The organism is Pseudomonas sp. SWI7, assembly GCF_006351945.1.
GTDB classification, from domain to species: Bacteria; Pseudomonadota; Gammaproteobacteria; order Pseudomonadales; family Pseudomonadaceae; genus Aquipseudomonas; species Aquipseudomonas fulva.
Genome location: NZ_CP040930.1, coordinates 2829354 through 2851396, shown reverse-complemented (window position 1 = coordinate 2851396; position 22043 = coordinate 2829354). Strand labels below are relative to the sequence as shown.

The window sequence follows — 22043 nt, the reverse complement described above, 5'->3', positions numbered from 1 at the left end:
GTGTCACTGATCGCTTCCGACCAATTCCGCATCGTTGTCGGCCTCGGCAAGAGCGGCATGTCCCTGGTTCGCTTCCTGGCGAGCCGGGGCATCGCCTTTGCGGTCGCCGATACCCGCGAGCAACCGCCGGAACTGGAAACCCTGCGCCGTGACTACCCGCAGGTGGAAGTACGCTGTGGCGAGCTTGACGTGGACTTCCTGTGCCGCGCCAGCGAGCTGTACGTCAGCCCAGGCCTGGCCTTGGCTACGCCGGCGCTGCAACAAGCCGCTGCCCGTGGGGTCAAGCTGTCCGGCGACATCGAGCTGTTCGCGCGCAACGCCAAGGCACCCATCATCGCCATCAGTGGATCGAATGCCAAAAGCACCGTCACCACCCTGGTCGGCGAAATGGCCGCCAGGGCGGGCAAGCGCGTGGCGGTCGGCGGCAACCTTGGCACACCGGCCCTCGACCTGTTGGCCGATGACGTGGAGCTGTACGTGATGGAGCTGTCCAGCTTCCAGCTGGAAACCACCGACCAGCTCAATGCCGAAGTCGCCACGGTGCTGAACATCAGCGAAGACCACATGGACCGCTACAGTGGCCTGCCGGCCTACCACCTGGCCAAGCACCGCATCTTCCGTGGTGCGCGGCAGGTGGTGGTCAATCGCCAGGACGCGCTCAGCCGTCCCCTGCCGGTCGAAGGCCGTCCCTGCTGGACCTTTGGCCTGGGCGAGCCCGACTTCAAGGCGTTCGGCCTGCGCGAGGTGGACGGCGAGAAATACCTGGCCTTCGCGTTCCAAACCCTGATGCCGGTTCGCGACCTCAAGGTGCGCGGCGCCCATAACCAAAGCAATGCGCTGGCCGCACTGGCCCTGGGCCATGCTGCGGGCCTGCCCTTCGAGCCGATGCTGCAGGCGCTGCGTGAATTCACGGGGCTCGCTCACCGCTGCCAGTGGGTACGTGAGCGCAACGGCGTGAACTGGTATGACGACTCCAAGGCCACCAACGTTGGCGCCGCACTGGCAGCCATCGAAGGCCTGGGTGCCGATACAGCAGGCAAGCTGGTGCTGATTGCCGGAGGCGACGGCAAGGGCGCCGATTTTGCCGCGTTGCGCGAACCGGTCCGGCGCTACTGCCGCGCCGTGGTGTTGCTGGGCCGTGATGCCGAACGCCTGGGCCAGGCCCTGGGTGATGCTGCGCCGCTGGTGCGGGTGGCCTCCCTGGACGACGCCGTTCAGCGCTGCGCCGAGCTGGCACAGCCCGGTGATGCCGTTCTGCTGTCGCCAGCCTGCGCCAGCCTCGACATGTTCAAGAACTTCGAAGAACGCGGGCGCCTGTTTGCCCAGGCAGCGGGAGCACTGGCATGATCTTCGGCATCCTCAAGCCCTATCCGTCGCCGCTGATCAGCGGCCGTGGCATCGACCTGGACTTCCCCCTGCTGGCCGGTTGCCTGGCGCTGCTGGGCCTGGGCCTGGTGATGATCACTTCCGCCTCCTCGGAAGTGGCCGCCGTTCAGTCCGGCAACCCGCTTTACCACATGTACCGGCACCTGGTTTACGTTTTCCTCGGGCTGGTCGCCTGTGGCGCGACCATGATGGTGCCAATTGCCACCTGGCAGCGCATGGGCTTCATGATGCTCCTGGGGGCCTTCGGCCTGTTGGTCATGGTGCTGGTGCCCGGGATCGGGCGTGAGGTCAACGGCTCGATGCGCTGGATCGGCTTCAGCTTCTTCAACGTCCAGCCGTCTGAAATCGCCAAGGTATTCGTGGTCATCTACCTTGCCGGCTACCTGGTACGCCGTCAGACCGAGGTGCGGGAAAGCTGGATGGGCTTTTTCAAGCCGTTCATCGTGCTGCTGCCCATGGCTGGACTGCTGCTGATGGAGCCGGACTTCGGCGCCACCGTGGTGATGATGGGGGCGGCGGCTGCCATGCTGTTCCTGGGTGGGGTGGGGCTGTTCCGATTCAGCCTGATGGTGGTGCTGGCGGTTGTCGCGGTGTTCGTGCTGGTGCAGGCGCAGCCCTATCGAATGGCGCGACTGATCACCTTCACCGACCCCTGGTCCGATCAGTTCGGCTCCGGCTACCAGTTGACTCAGGCCCTGATCGCATTCGGGCGTGGCGAGTGGCTTGGCGTGGGCCTGGGCAACAGCGTGCAGAAGCAGTTCTACCTGCCTGAAGCGCACACCGACTTCGTGTTCTCGGTGCTGGCCGAAGAGCTGGGAGTGGTGGGCTCGCTGGTCACCATCGCGCTGTTCGTCTTCGTCACTGTCCGTGCGCTGTACATCGGGCTCTGGGCCGAAAAAGCCAAACAGTTCTTCGCCGCGTACATGGCCTTCGGGCTGGCCTTCCTGTGGATTGGTCAGTTCCTGATCAACATTGGCGTGAACGTCGGTTTGCTGCCGACCAAAGGCCTGACCCTGCCGTTCCTCAGCTATGGCGGCAGCTCGCTGGTCATCTGTTGCGCGTGTGTGGGGCTGCTGCTGCGCATCGAATGGGAAAGCCGTACCCACCTGGGCAGCGAGGAGCACGAATTCAGCGAAAGCGATTTTGCCGAGGAGCCTGCCCATGGCCGCTGAAGGCAAGAACGTATTGATCATGGCTGGCGGAACCGGCGGTCACGTGTTCCCGGCGCTGGCCTGCGCGCGCGAGTTCCAGGCGCGTGGCTATACCGTGCACTGGCTGGGTACCCCGCGAGGTATCGAGAATGAATTGGTGCCCCAGGCCGGCCTTGCCCTGCATCAGATTCAGGTCACCGGCCTGCGTGGCAAGGGCAAGCTGTCGCTGCTCAAGGCCCCATTGACCCTGGTCAAGGCCGTGCTGCAGGCCCGGCGCATCATCCGCGCGCTCAAGCCTGCCTGTGTGCTGGGCTTCGGCGGGTACGTCACAGGCCCCGGCGGCGTGGCAGCGCGCCTTTGCGGGGTGCCGCTGATCATTCATGAGCAAAATGCCCGCGCTGGCACCGCCAACCGTTTGCTGGTGCCTCTGGCTGCACGGGTGTGCGAAGCCTTCCCCGACACCTTCCAGGCCAGTGAAAAGCGCCGCACCACAGGCAATCCGGTGCGTGCGGAACTGTTCATGGATGCCGAGCGCCCTGCGCTTGGCCAGCGCCAACCGCACCTGCTGGTACTCGGCGGTAGCCTGGGCGCGGAACCCTTGAATACTTTGTTGCCTAAGGCGCTCTCCGAAGTGCCCGAAGCCGTGCGCCCCAAGGTGTTCCACCAGGCGGGCAAGCAACATGCGTCGATCACCGCCGAGCGATACCGCGAAGCGGGTGTCCAGGCGCAGGTCGAGCCCTTCATCAAGGACATGGCCCAAGCCTATGGCTGGGCCGACCTGGTGGTCTGCCGTGCCGGGGCCCTCACCGTCAGCGAGCTGGCGGCAGCGGGCCTGCCCTCGATGCTGGTGCCCTTGCCCCATGCGATCGACGACCACCAGACCCATAACGCCCATTATCTGGCCCGCGAAGGCGCTGCCTTCCTGATGCCACAAGCGACAACTGGCGCAGCGCAGCTCGCTGAACGCCTGAACGAGGTGCTGATGCAACCCGAGAAACTGACTGTCATGGCCGGTACCGCAAGACGCCTGGCCAAACCTGCTGCAACCAGCACCGTCGTCGATATCTGCCTGGAGGTGGCCCGTGGTTGAGAGCCAGAAAGCCATGCCCCAGCCCAAGATGGGCCGTATTCGCCGTATCCACTTCGTGGGTATCGGCGGTGTCGGCATGTGCGGTATCGCCGAGGTGCTGCTGAACCTGGGCTACGAGGTTTCCGGTTCGGACCTCAAGGTCTCGCCTGTGACCGAGCGCCTGGAGTCGTTCGGCGCGCAGATCTTCGTCGGCCATCGTGCAGAGAACGCTGCGACCGCTGACGTGCTCGTGGTGTCGAGCGCCATCAACCCGGCCAACCCTGAAGTGGCAACCGCCCTGGAACGCCGCATTCCGGTGGTGCCACGCGCCGAGATGCTGGCCGAACTCATGCGCTACCGCCATGGCGTGGCCGTGGCCGGGACCCACGGCAAGACCACCACCACCAGCCTGCTGGCCTCGGTATTCGCCGCCGGTGGGCTGGACCCCACGTTCGTCATCGGTGGCCGTTTGACCGCAGCGGGCACCAATGCCCAGCTGGGCACCAGCCGTTACCTAATCGCCGAAGCCGATGAAAGCGACGCCAGCTTCCTGCACTTGCAACCGATGGTCGCCGTGGTCACCAACATCGACGCCGACCACATGGCCACCTACGAAGGGGACTTCAACAAACTGAAGAAGACCTTCGTCGAGTTCCTGCACAACCTGCCGTTCTACGGCCTGGCGGTGATGTGCCTGGATGACCCGGTGGTGCGCGAGATCCTGCCCCAGGTCAAGCGCCCGACGGTCACCTACGGCTTCAGCGAAGAAGCCGATATCCGCGCCATCAACGTCCGCCAGCAAGGCATGCAGACGCATTTCACCGTCTTGCGCCGCGACTGCGAGCCGCTGGAAGTCTCGGTGAACATGCCCGGCAACCACAACGTGCTCAATGCACTGGCGACCATTGCCATCGCCACTGACGAAGGCATTCCCGACGAAGCCATTCTCCAGGGGCTCTCCGGGTTTCAGGGCGTCGGCCGTCGGTTCCAGGTGTACGGTGAGCTGCCCGTGGAAGGCGGCAGCGTGATGCTGGTGGATGATTACGGTCATCACCCCACTGAAGTGGCCGCGGTGATCAAGGCCGTGCGTGGCGGCTGGCCAAGCCGCCGCCTGGTGATCGTCTACCAGCCGCACCGCTACAGCCGCACCCGCGACCTGTACGACGACTTCGTCCAGGTGCTCGGTGACGCCAACGTGCTGCTGCTGATGGAAGTCTACCCGGCTGGCGAAGAGCCGATCCCCGGGGCCGATAGCCGCCAGCTGTGCCACAGCATTCGCCAGCGCGGCAAGCTGGACCCGATCTACATCGAGCGCGGCGCCGAGCTGGCGCCGTTGGTTCAGCCGTTGCTGCGTGCCGGCGACATCCTGATCTGCCAAGGTGCCGGCGATGTCGGTGGCCTGGCTCCGCAATTGATGAAAAGCCCGCTGTTTGCCGGCGCCGTGCAGGAGACGTCTAAATGACCAGCGCCTACGACCTATTGCCCAGCACCTTGGACGTCAAGGCGTTCGGCCGCGTCGCCGTGCTCTATGGGGGCAAGAGCGCCGAGCGGGAAGTCTCGCTCAAGTCCGGCGCCGCCGTGATAGGTGCGCTCACCGAAGCCGGCGTGGACGTCGTCGCCATCGACGTGGGCGATGACCTGCTTGCGCGTCTGCAAAGCGAAAAAATCGACCGTGCCTTCATCATCCTGCACGGCCGCGGCGGCGAAGACGGCAGCATGCAGGGGTTGCTCGAGTGCCTGGGCATTCCCTACACCGGTAGCGGCATCCTGGCTTCGGCCTTGGCGATGGACAAGCTGCGCACCAAGCAGGTGTGGCAGAGCCTGGGCATTCCTACCCCGCGGCATGCGGTATTGGCCAGCGAAAGCGATTGTTTGCGTGCCAGTACGGAACTGGGCTTCCCGCTTATCGTCAAACCTGCCCATGAAGGCTCCAGCATCGGCATGGCCAAGGTGAACAGCGAGCAGGAACTGGTTGCCGCCTGGCGAGATGCCGCCAACTACGATTCTCAGGTACTCGTGGAACAGTGGATTCACGGCCCGGAGTTCACCATTGCGGTGTTGCGCGGGCAGGTACTGCCGCCGATTGCCCTGGGAACCCCCCACGTGTTCTACGACTACGACGCCAAATACATCGCCAACGATACCCAGTACCGCATTCCCTGTGGGCTCGATAGCGCCAAGGAGCAGGAACTGATCGATCTGACCGCCCGCGCTTGCGATGCCATCGGCATCGAAGGCTGGGGGCGGCTGGACGTGATGCAGGACGAGCAGGGCCGGTTCTGGCTGCTCGAAGTCAACACCGCACCAGGCATGACTGATCATAGCCTGGTGCCCATGGCGGCCCGCGCGGCCGGCTTGGACTTCCAGCAACTGGTGCTGGCGATCCTGGCCGAAAGCGTGGCGACGCGAGGTTAATCATCATGCAGGGCGCAATGGTACGTCAGCAGCAACCCGTTACCGGCCGCAGCAAGCCGGTGCCGCGTGGTGCCAGCCGGCTGGTGGCCGACGAGCCCGTATCGGCGCGCCTGCCGCGTCCAAGCCTGGGCGGCCTCAAGCGCCTGCTGTGGCCGGTGTTGCTGGTAGCCGCAGGCTTCGGTGCCTACGAGGGGGCCATACGGCTCATGCCGTATGCCGACCGGCCGATCACCAAGATCGACGTGCAGGGCGACCTGACCTACATCAGCCAGCAGTCGGTGCAGCAGCGTATCGCCCCCTATGTGGCCGCAAGCTTCTTCACCGTCGACCTGCCGGCGATGCGCAAGGAGCTTGAGCAGATGCCCTGGATCGCCCATGCCGAAGTGCGCCGGGTATGGCCGGACGAAGTGGTGATTCGCCTCGAGGAACAACTGCCGGTGGCACGCTGGGGTGACGCGGCCTTGCTCAATAACCAGGGCCAGGCCTTCACACCGCGCGAACTGGCCAACTATGAGCACCTGCCACAATTGGCCGGCCCCCAGCGGGCCCAGCAGCAGGTCATGCAGCAGTATCAGATATTGAGCCAGATGCTGCGCCCCCTGGGCTTCTCCATTGCGCGCCTGGAGTTGCGCGAGCGAGGCAGCTGGTTCCTGACCACGGGCGCGAGCAGCGCAGGGCCTGGTATCGAGCTGCTGCTGGGGCGCGACCATCTGGTCGAGAAGATGCGCCGTTTCATTGCCATTTACGACAAGACGCTTAAAGAGCAGATCGCCAACATCGCCCGCATCGATCTGCGATATGCCAACGGGCTTGCCGTTGGCTGGCGGGAACCGATTGCACCGACGACGGCCCAACCCGCCGTTGCGAAGAATTAGAGAGAGGCAGGACCATGGCAAACGCGCATAGCGGCAAAATGATCGTCGGGCTGGACATCGGCACTTCCAAGGTAGTGGCCTTGGTAGGTGAGGTGGGCGAAGACGGCACGCTGGAAATCGTCGGGATCGGCACACACCCGTCCCGCGGCCTGAAAAAAGGCGTGGTGGTGAACATCGAGTCCACCGTGCAATCGATCCAGCGCGCCGTTGAAGAAGCTCAGCTGATGGCGGGCTGCCGCATCCACTCGGCCTTCGTGGGCGTTGCAGGCAATCACATCCGCAGCCTGAACTCCCATGGCATCGTCGCCATTCGCGATCGCGAAGTCAGCTTGGCCGACCTTGAGCGTGTGCTCGATGCCGCCCAGGCGGTGGCCATTCCGGCGGACCAGCGGGTGCTTCACACCCTGCCGCAGGACTACGTGATCGATAACCAGGAAGGCGTGCGCGAACCGCTCGGCATGTCGGGCGTGCGCCTGGAGGCCAAGGTTCACGTGGTGACCTGCGCCGTCAATGCCGCCCAGAACATCGAGAAATGCGTGCGCCGCTGCGGCCTCGAAATCGACGACATCATTCTCGAGCAACTGGCATCGGCCTATTCGGTACTGACCGACGACGAGAAAGAGCTGGGCGTGTGCCTGGTCGACATCGGCGGCGGCACCACCGACATCGCGATTTTCACCGAAGGCGCCATTCGCCACACCGCCGTCATTCCGATTGCCGGCGACCAGGTGACCAATGACATTGCCATGGCCCTGCGTACGCCCACACAGTATGCCGAGGAAATCAAGATCCGTTATGCCTGCGCCTTGGCCAAGCTGGCAGGTGCAGGTGAAACCATCAAGGTGCCAAGCGTTGGCGACCGTCCTCCGCGCGAACTGTCGCGCCAGGCATTGGCCGAAGTGGTCGAGCCGCGCTACGACGAACTCTTCACCCTGATCCAGGCTGAACTTCGCCGCAGCGGCTACGAGGACCTGGTGCCTGCTGGCATCGTCCTGACCGGTGGCACCGCCAAGATGGAAGGCGCGGTCGAGCTGGCCGAGGAAATTTTCCACATGCCGGTACGCCTGGGCGTGCCGCACAGCGTGCGCGGCCTGAGCGACGTGGTACGCAACCCGATTTATTCCACCGGTGTGGGCTTGCTTACCTACGGGCTGCACAAGCAGACCGAAGACCTGCCCTTGACCGGCAACAGCAGCAGCAACAACAGCTATAGCGATGAACCGAAGGCCCCGGTGCTTGAGCGCTTCAAGCGGTGGGTACAAGGCAACTTCTAAGTTTCAAAGCAGTAGTGGTAGGCGCGACAACTAGAGAACTGTAAGGAGAGGGAAAATGTTCGAGCTCGTAGACAACGTCCCGCAAAGCCCGGTCATCAAGGTGATCGGCGTAGGTGGTGGTGGTGGTAACGCCGTCAATCACATGGTCAAGAGCAGCATCGAAGGCGTGGAGTTCATCTGCGCCAACACCGATGCCCAGGCGCTCAAGAACATTGGTGCGCGCACCATCCTGCAATTGGGCACTGGCGTGACCAAGGGCCTGGGTGCTGGCGCCAATCCGGAAGTCGGTCGTCAGGCCGCGCTGGAAGACCGTGAGCGCATCGCCGAAGTGCTGCAAGGCACCAACATGGTGTTCATCACCACCGGCATGGGCGGCGGTACCGGTACCGGTGCAGCGCCGATCATCGCCGAAGTGGCCAAGGAAATGGGGATCCTCACCGTGGCAGTGGTGACCCGTCCGTTCCCGTTCGAGGGCCGCAAGCGCATGCAGATCGCCGATGAAGGCATCCGCATGCTGGCCGAAAGCGTCGACTCGCTGATCACCATCCCCAACGAGAAACTGCTGACCATCCTGGGCAAGGACGCAAGCCTGTTGTCCGCGTTCGCCAAGGCCGATGACGTGTTGGCCGGTGCCGTTCGCGGTATCTCCGACATCATCAAGCGCCCGGGCATGATCAACGTCGACTTCGCCGACGTGCGCACCGTGATGGGTGAGATGGGCATGGCCATGATGGGCACCGGCTGCGCCAGTGGCCCGAACCGTGCTCGCGAGGCGACCGAGGCTGCGATCCGCAACCCGCTGCTCGAGGACGTCAACCTGCAGGGCGCCCGTGGCATCCTGGTCAACATCACCGCAGGTCCGGACCTGTCCCTGGGTGAATACTCCGACGTGGGTAGCATCATCGAAGCGTTCGCCTCGGACCATGCCATGGTCAAGGTCGGTACCGTGATCGACCCAGACATGCGCGACGAACTGCATGTCACCGTCGTGGCCACCGGCTTGGGTGCGCGTATCGAGAAGCCGGTCAAGGTGGTGGACAACACTCTGCAGACTGCCCAGCAGGCCTACGAGGCGTCCAACCCTGCCCCTGCGCGTCAGGAGCAGCCAGCCGTCAACTACCGTGATCTGGAGCGCCCGACCGTCATGCGCAATCAGGCGCACGCGGGTGCGGCAGCGGCGGCCAAGCTGAACCCTCAGGATGACCTGGATTATCTGGATATTCCGGCCTTCCTGCGTCGTCAGGCTGATTAATGAAATTTATCAGGGCTATGAAGGTGATTGGTATTCATCAAAGGTTGGGTCTGGTATTATCGCCAGCCTTTGTTGATAACTGTTCGCAATTTGCGCTGAAGCGGCCAATGCCATGATTAAACAACGCACCCTGAAGAATACCATCCGTGCCACAGGTGTCGGTCTGCACTCTGGGGAGAAGGTCTACCTGACCCTCAAGCCTGCACCTGTTGACACCGGCATCGTCTTCCGCCGCGCCGACCTCGACCCTGTGGTCGAGATCCCGGCGCGTGCGGCCAATGTCGGCGAGACAACCATGTCCACGACGCTGGTCAACGGTGACGTCAAGGTCGATACGGTCGAGCATCTGCTCTCCGCCATGGCGGGCCTGGGCATCGATAACGCCTACGTCGAGCTCTCCGCCTCGGAAGTACCGATCATGGATGGCAGCGCCGGACCTTTCGTATTCCTGATACAGTCTGCCGGCCTGGAAGAACAGGACGCAGCCAAGAAGTTCATCCGCATCCTGCGTGAGGTAACGGTGCAAGAGGGCGACAAGCGCGCCACCTTCCTGCCTTTCGAGGGGTTCAAGGTGAGCTTCGAGATCGACTTCGATCACCCGGTGCTTCGCAACCGGACCCAGAGCGCAAGCGTCGACTTCTCCAGCACCTCGTTCGTGAAGGAAGTCAGCCGCGCCCGCACCTTTGGCTTCATGCGTGACATCGAATACCTGCGCAAGCACAACCTTGCGCTGGGCGGCAGTGTAGAAAACGCCATCGTGGTCGATGAGGAAGGCGTGTTGAACGAAGACGGTCTTCGCTACGAAGACGAGTTCGTCAAACACAAGATTCTCGACGCCATTGGCGACCTGTACTTGCTGGGCAACAGCCTGATTGGCGAGTTCAAGGGCTTCAAGTCCGGTCACGCGCTGAACAACCAGCTGTTGCGCAAGCTGATTGCCGAAACCGATGCCTGGGAAGTGGTCACTTTCGAAGATGCCAGCACGGCGCCGATCTCGTATATGCGTCCTGTCGCGGCTGTGTAAGCTCGAACACTCTCTAGTTCATTGAGGCCACCTTCGGGTGGCCTTTTTTATGGCTTGCTTATGGGCAGAGACACCCATCAATCCATCCAGATGGCCCGAGCCGACCGTGTAAGTCGGGGCAGCGTCGGACTGTATCCTGCGGCGCCGAGGCGGCAAAGGCATCGACTCAGGCTTCGATGGTGGATGCGATCCATCGGCTTGGCCCTGGGGCTGCCCTTGCGCGCGGCTCTTTCATCCTCGATATGATCCAGGCGCGCATGCACCTGTGAGTATTGGCGGCCATCCAAACCCGGCGCCGCCGAGGATGGCTCGCACCATCAGGCTGAACAGCGCAGTCTGTAACGCCTTCAAAATCTTGGTTGCTGCCGCCCGAAGCCCCCTGGCAAATCGGTCAGTCCTTGGCCTGCGCATGCGCCGCCAGGCGCTCCAGTGCGGCCCGCAATTTCGCGTCAGTGATGCCTTCGGCCGTCTGCAGCAGGCTCTCGGCCGCGCTGTTGGACAACTCGGTCGCATGCCCGCCGCGTTTGGCGGGTACCAAGGGTGGTTGCACCTTGAAAAGAATACGCCTGAGGTTGCCGAACGCATCGGTTGCCTGCAACGCCGCCATCAGGCGCTTTTGCTGGTAACGCAGGCGCGTGGCCCAGTGCCCATCGGTTACCACAAGCAGTAAGGTACCGTCACGCCATGACGCCACGTGGCAGTGCTCGCGTGCAGCCGGCTGCAACTGGCCTTCGACCAGGCGTTGCAGGTGCTCCAGGCGCTCGGCCTGGTTGAGCAACAGGCGCAGCGGGCGAACCTGGCGCAGCAACGCCGAGGGCAGCTGGGCGGGGGAGGGTTTGTAGGCCATGGGTATACGCATGAGGTTACAAGTAGGGCAGTCTAACACTTCAGCGTCTGTCCCGATCACCCGGCGGTTGAGCCCACTGGCCAAGCGCTGCGCCTGGCGCTACCGGGGCCAGGCCCTGCAAGGCAGCGCGCACAGGCGAGTCTTGAACGCTTTCATCTTTCCAGGTCTTGAACTCAGGGGAAATGCCCCTATCTAAGACACGCCCCTGTAAAAGCGCTGTGCCAGCATCGTGGAATCCACCACTTTCATCACCATCGTTTCCGGGTAGAATGCTCGTTCGCATGCGGCCTTAGGGCTGCACGGGCGACTCATGGGGCCGCCCTCCATCCCTACGTGTGGAAGATCCTGCCAATATGTTTGCGCCTTTGTTAAAGAAACTTTTTGGAAGCAAGAACGAGCGTGAAGTCAAACGCATGCTCAAGACGGTGAGTATCGTCAATGCCTTCGAAGAGAAGATGGTGGCCCTCTCCGACGAGCAGCTGCGTGGCAAGACTGCCGAGTTCAAGGAGCGTTTGGCCAAAGGCGAAACACTGGACCAACTGCTGCCCGAAGCCTTCGCCGTCGCCCGTGAGGCTGGCAAGCGCGTAATGGGCATGCGTCACTTCGACGTTCAGCTCATTGGCGGCATGACCCTGCACGAGGGCATGATCGCGGAAATGCGCACCGGTGAGGGCAAGACCCTGGTCGGTACCTTGGCCGTCTACCTCAATGCATTGTCCGGCAAGGGCGTGCACGTGGTCACCGTCAACGACTACCTCGCCCGTCGTGACGCCAACTGGATGCGCCCGCTGTACGAGTTCCTCGGCCTGTCGGTCGGTATCGTCTCGGCCTTCCAGCCGCCGGAAGAAAAGCGCGCAGCCTACGCTGCCGACATCACTTACGGTACCAACAACGAATTCGGTTTCGACTACCTGCGCGACAACATGGCGTTCAGCCAGGACGAGAAGTTCCAGCGTGAGCTGAACTTCGCAGTGATCGACGAAGTGGACTCGATCCTCATCGACGAAGCCCGTACGCCGTTGATCATTTCCGGCCAGGCCGAGGACAGCTCCAAGCTGTACATCGAGATCAACCGCCTGATCCCGCGCCTGACCCAGCACATCGAGGAAGTCGAAGGCCAGGTCACCCAGGAAGGCCACTTCACCATCGACGAGAAGACCCGCCAGGTCGAGCTCAACGAAGCCGGTCACCAGTTCATCGAAGAAATGCTGACCCAGGTCGGCCTGCTGGCCGAGGGCGAGAGCTTGTACTCGGCGCACAACCTGGGCCTGCTGACCCACGTCTATGCCGGTCTGCGCGCGCACAAGCTGTTCCACCGCAACGTCGAGTACATCGTGCAGGACGGCCAGGTGCTGCTGATCGACGAGCACACCGGGCGTACCATGCCGGGTCGTCGCCTGTCCGAAGGCCTGCACCAGGCCATCGAGGCCAAGGAAAACCTCAACATTCAAGCCGAGAGCCAGACCCTGGCCTCCACCACGTTCCAGAACTACTTCCGTCTGTACTCGAAACTGTCGGGCATGACCGGCACCGCCGATACCGAGGCCTTCGAGTTCGCCCAGATCTACGCCCTGAACGTGATGGTCATTCCGCCGAACAAGCCCCTGGCGCGCAAGGACCACAACGACCTGGTGTACCTGACCGCCGAAGAGAAGTACGCCGCGATCATCGCCGACATCAAGGAAACCTTGAAGCAAGGCCGGCCGGTGCTGGTGGGTACGGCCACCATCGAAACCTCCGAGCACATGTCCAACCTGCTGCACAAGGAAGGCATCGAGCACAAGGTTCTGAACGCCAAGTACCACGAGAAGGAAGCCGAGATCATTGCCCAGGCCGGTGCGCCAGGCGCGCTGACCATTGCCACCAACATGGCCGGTCGCGGTACCGACATCCTGTTGGGCGGCAACTGGGAAGCTGAAGTGGCCGCACTGGAAAACCCAACGGCCGAGCAGATCGCGCACATCAAGGCCGACTGGCAGAAGCGTCACCAGCAGGTGATCGAGTCCGGTGGCCTGCACGTCATCGCCTCCGAGCGTCACGAATCGCGTCGTATCGACAACCAGCTGCGCGGTCGTTCCGGTCGCCAGGGTGACCCGGGTTCCAGCCGCTTCTACCTCTCGCTCGAAGACAGCCTGATGCGCATCTTCGCCTCTGACCGGGTGAAGAACTTCATGAAGGCGCTGGGCATGCAGTCGGGCGAAGCCATCGAACACCGCATGGTCACCAACGCCATCGAAAAGGCCCAGCGCAAGGTCGAAGGCCGCAACTTCGATATCCGCAAGCAGTTGCTCGAATACGACGACGTGGCCAACGAGCAGCGCAAGGTCATCTACCACATGCGCAACAGCCTGCTGGCCGCAGAGAACGTGGGCGACACCATCGCCGAATTCCGCAAGGAAGTACTCGACGCCACCATCAGCCAGCACATCCCGCCGCAATCGCTGCCTGAGCAGTGGGACGTGGCCGGCCTGGAAGCCTCGCTGTCCAGTGACTTCGCCATGAAGTTGCCGATCCAGCAGTGGCTCGACGAAGACGACCACCTCTACGAAGAGACCCTGCGCGAGAAGCTGCTGCACGAAATCACCACGGCCTACACCGAGAAAGAAGACCAGGCCGGGATGGAAGCACTGCGCACCTTCGAGAAGCAGATCCTGCTGCGTGTGCTGGACGACCTGTGGAAGGACCACCTGTCGACCATGGACCACCTGCGTCATGGTATCCACCTGCGCGGCTACGCCCAGAAGAACCCGAAGCAGGAGTACAAGCGCGAGTCGTTCACCCTGTTCCAGGAACTGCTCGAGTCGATCAAGCGCGATGCCATCCGTGTGCTCTCGCACGTGCAGGTTCGCCGCGAAGACCCTGCCGAGGAAGAAGCACGCCTGCGCCGCGACGCCGAAGAGTTGGCCAGCCGCATGCAGTTCGAACACGCGCCCGCACCTGGTCTTGAAAGCGAGCAGTTGGCCGAGGAGGGCGCTGAGGTAGCCGTGGCTGCCGAGCCTGTGCGCAACGAGCAGAAACTGGGTCGCAACGAGCCGTGCTGGTGTGGTTCGGGCAAGAAATTCAAGCACTGCCACGGCCAGATCGAGTGATCTGACCGCAAGGCCGTCACAGGGCGCACGGCGCCGTGCTGGCTGCTCACTGCCAAGGGGCTACTGCGCAGCCCATCGCCGACACGCCAGCGCCGCCCTGAGCTGCGTCGATTCAAGCCATGCGGTATGCCCGGTTCGCCCGGGCTTGCCAAAGATGGGCCGCACAGCGGCCCTTTTTTTCACCACACGTATTTTCTAGGAGCGCTCCAATGGCTGTTGGTCTTGGTCCTTTGCCTACGCTGCACCCCGTCCCGGGTTTCGAACTCGGTATTGCCTCCGCCGGCATCAAGCGCCCGGGGCGCAAGGATGTGGTGGTCATGCGCTGCGCCGAGGGTTCGAGTGTGGCCGGTGTGTTCACCCTCAATGCCTTCTGCGCCGCCCCCGTGATCCTGGCCAAGCAGCGGGTGCAGGGTACCGTACGCTACCTGCTGACCAACACGGGCAATGCCAACGCCGGCACGGGCGCCCCCGGCTTGGAAGCGGCGCAGCGGACCTGCGCGAAACTCGCCGAGCTTGCTGGTGTGTCCGCCGAGTCGGTTTTACCGTTCTCCACCGGTGTGATCGGTGAGCCACTGCCGGTGGAAAAGATCGAAGGTGCCTTGCAAGCTGCCCTGGACAACCTGTCGGAAAACAACTGGGCTGAAGCGGCCACCGGCATCATGACCACCGACACCTTGCCCAAGGGCGCGAGCCGTCAGTTCCAGCACGACGGCGTGACCGTGACCGTGACCGGTATCAGCAAGGGCGCGGGCATGATCCGCCCGAACATGGCGACCATGCTGGGCTACATCGCCACCGACGCCAAGGTCGCGCCAGGCGTGCTCAAGGACCTGATGCTGGACGGGGCCAACAAATCGTTCAACCGCATCACCATCGACGGTGATACCTCGACCAACGACTGCTGCATGCTGATCGCCACCGGCCAGGCCGACCTGCCGGAAGTCACCCAAGCCAGCGGAGCCCTGTTCGAAGCTTTGAAAAAGGCTGTGTTCGAGGTCTGCATGGAGGTGGCACAGGCCATTGTCCGTGACGGTGAGGGGGCGACCAAGTTCGTGACCGTGCAGGTCAACGGCGGTGGCAACCCTCAGGAATGCCTGGACGTCGGCTACGCCGTGGCGCATTCGCCGCTGATCAAGACCGCACTGTTCGCCTCCGATCCCAACTGGGGCCGCATCCTCGCAGCGGTTGGGCGTGCCGGCGTGCCCGCGCTGGATGTGAGCCTGATCGATGTCTACCTGGATGAGGTGTGCATTGCCAGCCAGGGCGGTCGTAGCCCGAGCTATACCGAAGACCAGGGCGCCCGGGTGATGGCCCAGGAAGAAATCACCATCCGTATCGACCTTGGCCGTGGCCAGTGCAGTGAAACCATCTGGACCACCGACCTCTCTCACGAATACGTGAAAATCAACGCCGAGTACCGCACCTGATGCAGCCGGGGCCGCTCGCGGTCCCGATGTTTCAATGCCAAGGGAGCAAAACCATGAGCTTTATGCCAACCCCATTGCCCACGGCTGGCGTGACGGAGTGTGACCGATGAAACGGGTTCACGTCGTTGCAGCCGTGATTCGGGGCATGGACGGGCGGATACTCATCGCCCGCCGCGCCGACACCCAACACCAGGGCGGCCTCTGGGAGTTTCCGGGAGGCAAGGTTGAGCCCGGTGAAAGCGTCGAGGCCGCGCTGGCGCGTGAGCTCGACGAGGAGCTGGGCATCCAGGTAACGCGCTCGCGGCCCTTGATCAAGGTCAGTCACGACTACCCCGACAAACACGTACTGCTCGAGGTGCGCGAGGTCGAGGCCTTCAACGGTGAACCCCATGGCGCCGAAGGGCAACCGCTGGCCTGGGTCGCGCCCCGTGAGCTGCCGGACCATGCGTTTCCCGAGGCCAACAAGCCCATCGTCAACGCTGCCCGGCTGCCGGATCAATACCTGATCACACCCGACGGCCTGGACGTGCCTGACATGCTCAAGGGTATCCAGAAGGCCGTGGCCAGTGGCATCCGGCTGATCCAGTTGCGTGCACCGGACATGTACGACCCCAAGTACCGCGATGTGGCGGTTGATGCGGTGGGGTTATGCGCGGGCAAGGCCCAGCTCATGCTCAAGGGGCCTCTGGAGTGGTTAGGCGACTTCCCGTCGGCAGGCTGGCACCTGACGGCAGCGCAGTTGCGCAAGTATGCCGACAAGGGGAGGCCGTTCCCGGTCCAGCGCTGGCTTGCCGCCTCCTGCCACACTGCCGAGGAGCTTGCCCTGGCCCAGCAGATGGGGGTCGACTTCGTCACCCTGTCGCCGGTCCAGCGTACCGAAAGTCACCCAGAGGCCGCGCCGCTTGGCTGGGAACAGGCCCAGCACCTGATTGCCGGGTTCGACCAACCGGTGTACCTGCTCGGTGGCGTGGGCCCAGCGGACCGCGAACAGGCCTGGCTAGCCGGGGCGCAGGGCGTTGCGGGTATCAGGGCGTTCTGGCCGACCCTCTGACGCCGGACCGGTGCGGCAAGCGCTTGGCGTCAGCCTTGAGGTTTTTCGGCCGGCTGCCACAGGACCTCGGCAATGCCTTGCCGCCTGCCGATGATACGGGCGGCAACGAACAGCAGGTCCGATAGGCGGTTGATGTACGCCAGGCCGACACCCTCCAGCGGCTCTACGGTATTGAGGTGCTGGCAGCGTCGCTCGGCGCTGCGTGCCAGGCTGCGGCACACGTGTGCTTGGGCGACCAGGGCCGACCCGCTGGGCAGGATGAAATTCTTCAGTGGGCCCAGTTCGTCATTCCACTCATCGATGGCCGCCTCCAGCCGCTCCACCTCTGCCGTGGTCAGGGCCTGGTAACTGGGCATGGCCAGCTCCCCGCCCAGGTCGAACAGGCGGTGCTGGCAGGGCGCCAGAACGCGGCTGACTTCGTCCAGACCTTGTTCATCCAGGCCGGCCAGCAACAGGCCAAGCTGGCTGTTGAGGCTGTCTACTTCGCCGATGGCTTCGATGCGTGGATGATCCTTGGGCACACGCCGGCCATCGCCCAGGCCGGTTTCACCTGTGTCGCCAGTGCGGGTATAGATTTTGGACAAGCGGTAGCCCATGTCATTGCTCCGTGGTGACCGGCAGCGGCGGATGCGGCTGGCCGAGGGGCAGGCGCAGGGTGAAACAGGTCCCCTGCCCAGGCGTGGAATGCACCTCCATCTGCCCCTTGTGGTTATTGGTGATGATGAAGTACGACACCGAAAGCCCAAGACCGGTGCCCTGGCCGATTTCCTTGGTCGTGAAGAAGGGCTCGAAGGTGCGCTTGCGCACGGCTTCGGGCATGCCCACGCCATTGTCCTCCACTTGGATTTCTGCCCAGGGCGGCGCAAGCCGTGTGCGCAAGATGATACGTCCTGGCTCGCAAGGTGCCGGGCGCTGGTGAATGGCCTGGGCGGCGTTCTTGAGCAGGTTGAGCAATACCTGCTCCAGTTCGTTGGCGGTGCAGGGCACAGGCCCCAGCGCCGGGTCGAACTGGCGCACGATGGCCTGGCCTTTGAAGTCGAAACCAATGGCCAGGTCGAAGTCGTTGCCTGCTATGTCCACCGCCTGGTCAATCAAGGCAGGGAGGTCGCAGGGCGCCAGTTCGCGCGTGCTGCGACGGCTGAAACTGAGCATGTGGGTGACGATCTTGGCGGCCCTGGCCCCCGCTTGCTGGATGCCATCGAGCAACTGAGGCACTTCGCGGCTTTGCAGGTAGGCGTTGACCGTGGTCAGGTCGATGCCCAGCGCGTGGGCTTGCTCAAGATTGCGCGGCAGATCAGGTGACAGGCGGCGGCGGATATTCTGCACGTTATGCAGGATGGCCCCGAGCGGGTTGTTGATTTCGTGGGCCATGCCGGCCGCCAGGCCACCGACCGAGAGCATCTTTTCCGACTGCACCATCATTTCTTCGAGCGACAGACGTTGGGTGATGTCATCGATCCGGATCACCACGCCCCGGCCTCCACCGCCGGTGAGTGGGTAGAAGGTCAATGCGTAATGCCGCGGCTCATCATCCTTGTGCCAGGTAACACGCTCGATTTTCGCCACCCGGTGCCGCTCCACCGTGTCCTTCAACTGTGGCAAGAAGGGTTTTAGCGGTGCGAAGGCGATGAACACCGGTTGGTTGAGCGCCTCGTTGAGGGTCGTGCCGGATAACGCCGTTGCCTCTTGGTTCCACTGGGTCACGTACAGCTGCTCGTCCAAGGCGATCAGGGCCGACGGCATGGAGTCGATGATGCTGTTCAGGTAGTTCTGAAAGCCTGTGAGCTTTTTCTCGATCTTGCTGCGCACCTGCACTTCGAGCTCGAGCTTGCGGTTTGTATGACGCGTTTGCTCGGCAAGCCCCTGGGCCTGGTCGTAGGCACTCTGGAACTCGTCCCGGGCACGCTTGAGCTGGTGCTCCCGGGCTTCGATGCGCGAGAGCATCGTATTGAAGGCATTGGCCAGGCTACCGATCTCGTCGTCGTTGCCGCGTCGGGCCCGCAGCGCGTAGCTCTCCTCACGGGTAACCTGGCGGCTGAGCTCTTCGAGCTGGTTGATCGGCTGCGTGATCAGGCGTTTGATCTGCCGGGCGATGAAGAGCCACAACAGCACGCTGAACACCAGAATGGCCAGGCTCGCGCTGAGCGTGCCGGTGTAGAAGGCGGTGGGCAGCTCGCTGCTGGCTACCAGTAGCAAATGCCCCGGCGGGCTACCGGCCCGTGGCAGGCGAATCAGCTGCGTGCTGCGAAACTCCATGAATCGCCAGCCTTCTATGTTGCGAAACCGCTTGGGCAGTGTGAGGGGGGCGCCATGCTGCAATTGGGCGAGCATGCGCCCGTCGCTGCCATACAAGGCGGCGGCGCGCAGCGGCGCATAGCTGTCCAGTTCATCGAGCAGCGCCTGGGCCGAGGTGGGGTCGTCTGCCGCGCGGGTCGACAGCTCAGGATTGGAGACCAGCCGGCCGATGGTCTGGAGCGCTTGCGGTGCCATGCTTTCCTGGGTGATCCAGTAGGCGGCGCTGATGAAGGTCAGGTTCGCCACCAGCAGAATGGTCACCAGCAAGACCAGCAAAGCTGCCAGCAGCTTCTGCCCGACGGGGAGGTTCTCCAGGCGTTGACGCAGCGTCATGGGCAAGGCGATGTCCGTGTGGGTTCAAGGGCCGCGTCAGTCGCAGGGCAAGCCCCGCACGCGCAAGTTATCGACCAGGCATTGGAGCAGGTGTTCCAGATGCGGCAGGTGCAGTCCATGTCGGCGGGCTGCCTGGCAAGCATAGCCAAGCAGGTACTGCACCTCGGTACGCCGGCCAGCCCGCACATCCTGGTACATCGAAGCGTAGTTGGTGGCAGTGGCCAGGAGGACCCGTTGCACGTCCTGTTCAAGGTCCTTAGCGGCCTGCGGCTGGCCGCACCGACGCAACAGACGCTCGAGCTCAACGCACAGTGCCTGCACCTGATCGAGATGGCCCAGCAGGCCCCCGTTGCGGCATTGGTGCAGCACGGTCAGCGGGTTGATCGCGCAGTTGATGGCCAGCTTGCGCCAGAGTCGGCTGAGGATATCGGGGCTCCATTGGGCAGGGATACCCGCTGCTTGCAAATCCTCGAGCCACGGCGGTGGAGCAGGATTGCCCGGGTCCCCCAGCCAGTTGTACCCCTGCCCGGCGAAGCGCACCTGCCAGTCACGTTCCCGGTAGGCGCCCTCGGTGCTGGAGACGAAGATGCAGCGGGCCTGCGGCACCTGCCTGGCCACCTCGTCCTGGCTACCCAGGCCGTTTTGCAACAACAGCACCTCGGCGCCGGGCACAAGACGGCTGGTCACGCTGGCCACTGCCGGCGCCGCGTCATAGGCCTTGCAGGCCACCAGCAGGCGGTGGATCGGCCCATCACTCTGGGCTGTCTCGGCCGGTATGGCGTAGTGGGCGGTCAGGTCCTGTTCCAGCAAGCCAAGGCTGCCCACTTGCTGGTAAGCCTGCAAACGCGTGCTGTCACGCATGATCAGGCGCACGGCCTTGCCGGCCCGCGCCAGACGACAGGCCCACAGGCTGCCCAGGCTTCCTGCGCCGAGAATGTGCCAGGTGCTGCTCATATGCGTTTCGCAACCGTTATAATGAGCCCGCATTTTAACCGTCAAACCCAGCGCGCTCCATCTTCAGTCCGAGCGCGCTTTTATTTTGGGAGAGTAACCATGCCGTCGTTCGACGTGGTATCGGAACTGGACAAGCACGAAGTGCAGAACGCGGTCGACAATGCCATCAAGGAGCTTGACCGCCGCTACGACCTCAAGGGCAAGGGCAGCTTCGAGTTCAAGGATAAAGAGCAGACCGTCATGCTCACGGCCGAGGAAGAGTTCCAGCTCGAGGCGATGATCGAAATCCTGCGCCTGGCCCTGGTCAAGCGCAAGATCGACGTCAAGTGCCTGGAAACCAAGGACCCCTATCCGTCCGGCAAGGAGAAAAAGCAGGAGGCCAAGTTCCGCGAGGGCATCGACAAGGACCTGGCCAAGAAGATCGTCGCCACCATCAAGGATGGCAAGCTCAAGGTCCAGGCCGCCATCCAGGGCGAGCAGGTACGGGTCACTGGCAAGAAGCGCGATGATCTGCAGGAAGCCATCGCCTTGCTCCGTACCAAGGAATTTGACATGCCGCTGCAGTTCAACAACTTCCGCGACTGATCCGGGCCGCCGGAACCCCCGTGCACTCACGGCTGTCCATGGGGGCCTGGCCGCTGAAATGCAGGCGGCCTGACGTATTGTGCAATCGCCGTTCGGCATCAGGAGATGAATATGGATTTGAGTGCTGAAGTCGATCAGCTGGTCCGCCAATCCGAAACCTGGATTCCCATGATCATGGCGTACGGCAGCCGCCTGCTGCTGGCGCTGGTGACCCTCGCCATCGGCTGGTGGGTGACCAACATCGTCAGCGACCGGCTGGGAAGGCTCGTGGGCCTGAAAGTCCACGACCCGGCGCTGCAGAACTTCATCCGCACGCTGGCCAACATCGTGTTGAAGATCCTGCTGGCCATCAGCGTGGCCTCGATGATCGGTATCGAGACGACCTCCTTCGTGGCGGCCATCGGTGGTGCTACCCTGGCCATCGGCCTGGCGTTGCAAGGCAGCCTGGCGAACTTCGCAGGCGGCGTACTGATCCTGCTGTTCCGCCCGTTCCGCATCGGTGACTGGATCGAGGCGCAGGGCGTGAGCGGTACCGTGGACAGCATCCAGATTTTCCACACGGTGCTGCGTACCGGCGACAACAAGACCGTGATCCTGCCCAACGGCTCCCTGTCCAACGGGATTATCACCAACACCAACCGCCAACCCACCCGCAAGGTGGTGTTCGACGTGGGGGTGGACTACGAGGCTGACTTGCAGAAGGCGCGCAACGTCCTGCTGGAGCTGGCCCAGGACCCACGTGTGCTGGCCGACCCCGCCCCTGTGGCGGTGGTGTCTACCCTGGGTGACAGCTCGATCACCGTCTCGCTGCGTCTGTGGACCAAGACCTCGGACTACTGGGACGTGATCTTCATGCTCAACGAGCAGGCACGTGACCGCTTGAAGGCGGAAGGAATCGACATTCCGTTCCCGCAGCGGGTCATTCGCGTGGTGCAGGAAACGGCCGCGCAGTAAGGCCTCAGCACAGGCTGGCATCGATCGAGCCCGCCCTCCGGGTTCAGCAGCGTCCTTCACAG

At 63.2% G+C, this 22043-nt stretch carries 18 protein-coding genes; 14 read left to right on the top strand and 4 right to left on the bottom strand.

Annotation, left to right across the window (positions count from 1 at the left end; genetic code table 11):
• The 9 genes from murD to lpxC all read left to right on the top strand — a co-directional run bounded on the left by murD (window position 1) and on the right by lpxC (window position 10446).
• Window positions 1–1347, top strand: coding sequence for a UDP-N-acetylmuramoyl-L-alanine--D-glutamate ligase (murD, locus tag FH041_RS13095; protein WP_049696557.1), 1347 nt, complete (start codon window positions 1–3; stop codon window positions 1345–1347).
• Window positions 1344–2558, top strand: a complete 1215-nt coding sequence (gene ftsW, locus FH041_RS13090) for a putative lipid II flippase FtsW (protein WP_023534433.1) — start codon at window positions 1344–1346, stop codon at window positions 2556–2558. Before murD ends, ftsW begins: the two co-directional genes overlap by 4 nt.
• Window positions 2548–3627, top strand: a complete 1080-nt coding sequence (murG, locus tag FH041_RS13085) for an undecaprenyldiphospho-muramoylpentapeptide beta-N-acetylglucosaminyltransferase (protein WP_088522915.1) — start codon at window positions 2548–2550, stop codon at window positions 3625–3627. Before ftsW ends, murG begins: the two co-directional genes overlap by 11 nt.
• 13 nt (window positions 3628–3640) lie before the next feature.
• A complete protein-coding gene (murC, locus tag FH041_RS13080) occupies window positions 3641–5068 on the top strand; it encodes a UDP-N-acetylmuramate--L-alanine ligase (protein WP_173645895.1) in 1428 nt (475 codons plus the stop codon).
• Complete coding sequence (locus tag FH041_RS13075; protein ID WP_027914482.1) at window positions 5065–6021, top strand: D-alanine--D-alanine ligase; 957 nt, start codon at window positions 5065–5067, stop codon at window positions 6019–6021. The genes murC and FH041_RS13075 overlap by 4 nt, the downstream gene beginning before the upstream one ends.
• Window positions 6022–6026: 5 nt before the next feature.
• Entirely contained in the window at window positions 6027–6896 is an 870-nt protein-coding gene (locus tag FH041_RS13070; RefSeq protein ID WP_027914483.1) for a cell division protein FtsQ/DivIB, read from the top strand.
• Window positions 6897–6910: 14 nt separating this feature from the next.
• Window positions 6911–8170 carry a cell division protein FtsA gene (gene ftsA / locus FH041_RS13065; protein ID WP_125921916.1) on the top strand — a complete coding sequence of 420 codons (1260 nt, stop codon included), beginning with the start codon at window positions 6911–6913 and terminating at the stop codon, window positions 8168–8170.
• 55 nt (window positions 8171–8225) lie between these two features.
• Complete coding sequence (gene ftsZ / locus FH041_RS13060) at window positions 8226–9422, top strand: cell division protein FtsZ (RefSeq protein ID WP_012274054.1); 1197 nt, start codon at window positions 8226–8228, stop codon at window positions 9420–9422.
• Window positions 9423–9534: 112 nt separating this feature from the next.
• A complete protein-coding gene (gene lpxC / locus FH041_RS13055) occupies window positions 9535–10446 on the top strand; it encodes a UDP-3-O-acyl-N-acetylglucosamine deacetylase (RefSeq protein WP_023534425.1) in 912 nt (303 codons plus the stop codon).
• A 391-nt stretch (window positions 10447–10837) separates the two neighbouring features.
• Here the strand turns inward: lpxC and FH041_RS13050 are convergent, their stop codons facing one another.
• Entirely contained in the window at window positions 10838–11293 is a 456-nt protein-coding gene (locus FH041_RS13050; protein ID WP_027914484.1) for a DUF721 domain-containing protein, read from the bottom strand.
• A 353-nt stretch (window positions 11294–11646) separates the two neighbouring features.
• Between FH041_RS13050 and secA the strand changes: the two genes are divergently transcribed.
• The 3 genes from secA (at window position 11647) to FH041_RS13035 (ending at window position 16860) form a co-directional block, all read left to right on the top strand.
• A complete protein-coding gene (gene secA, locus FH041_RS13045) occupies window positions 11647–14382 on the top strand; it encodes a preprotein translocase subunit SecA (RefSeq protein ID WP_023534287.1) in 2736 nt (911 codons plus the stop codon).
• Window positions 14383–14591: 209 nt separating this feature from the next.
• Complete coding sequence (gene argJ / locus FH041_RS13040; RefSeq protein ID WP_027914485.1) at window positions 14592–15809, top strand: bifunctional glutamate N-acetyltransferase/amino-acid acetyltransferase ArgJ; 1218 nt, start codon at window positions 14592–14594, stop codon at window positions 15807–15809.
• Window positions 15810–15915: 106 nt separating this feature from the next.
• Complete coding sequence (locus FH041_RS13035) at window positions 15916–16860, top strand: Nudix family hydrolase (RefSeq protein WP_028687206.1); 945 nt, start codon at window positions 15916–15918, stop codon at window positions 16858–16860.
• A gap of 29 nt (window positions 16861–16889) precedes the next feature.
• Here the strand turns inward: FH041_RS13035 and FH041_RS13030 are convergent, their stop codons facing one another.
• The 3 genes from FH041_RS13030 to FH041_RS13020 are packed head-to-tail and all read right to left on the bottom strand — an operon-like array spanning window position 16890 to window position 20442.
• Window positions 16890–17456, bottom strand: a complete 567-nt coding sequence (locus FH041_RS13030; RefSeq protein WP_027914487.1) for a cob(I)yrinic acid a,c-diamide adenosyltransferase — start codon at window positions 17454–17456, stop codon at window positions 16890–16892.
• A 1-nt stretch (window position 17457) separates the two neighbouring features.
• On the bottom strand, window positions 17458–19488 hold the full coding sequence (locus FH041_RS13025) for an ATP-binding protein (RefSeq protein WP_027914488.1): 2031 nt from the start codon (window positions 19486–19488) through the stop codon (window positions 17458–17460).
• A gap of 36 nt (window positions 19489–19524) precedes the next feature.
• Complete coding sequence (locus FH041_RS13020) at window positions 19525–20442, bottom strand: putative 2-dehydropantoate 2-reductase (RefSeq protein ID WP_125921915.1); 918 nt, start codon at window positions 20440–20442, stop codon at window positions 19525–19527.
• Between the two features lie 99 nt (window positions 20443–20541).
• Between FH041_RS13020 and FH041_RS13015 the strand changes: the two genes are divergently transcribed.
• Together FH041_RS13015 and FH041_RS13010 are read left to right on the top strand one after the other, a co-directional pair.
• Window positions 20542–21027: a YajQ family cyclic di-GMP-binding protein gene (locus tag FH041_RS13015; protein ID WP_110607306.1), complete on the top strand. Its 486-nt coding sequence runs from the start codon at window positions 20542–20544 to the stop codon at window positions 21025–21027.
• Between the two features lie 111 nt (window positions 21028–21138).
• Window positions 21139–21981, top strand: coding sequence for a mechanosensitive ion channel family protein (locus tag FH041_RS13010; protein WP_140174683.1), 843 nt, complete (start codon window positions 21139–21141; stop codon window positions 21979–21981).
• The last annotated feature ends 62 nt before the right edge of the window (window positions 21982–22043 follow it).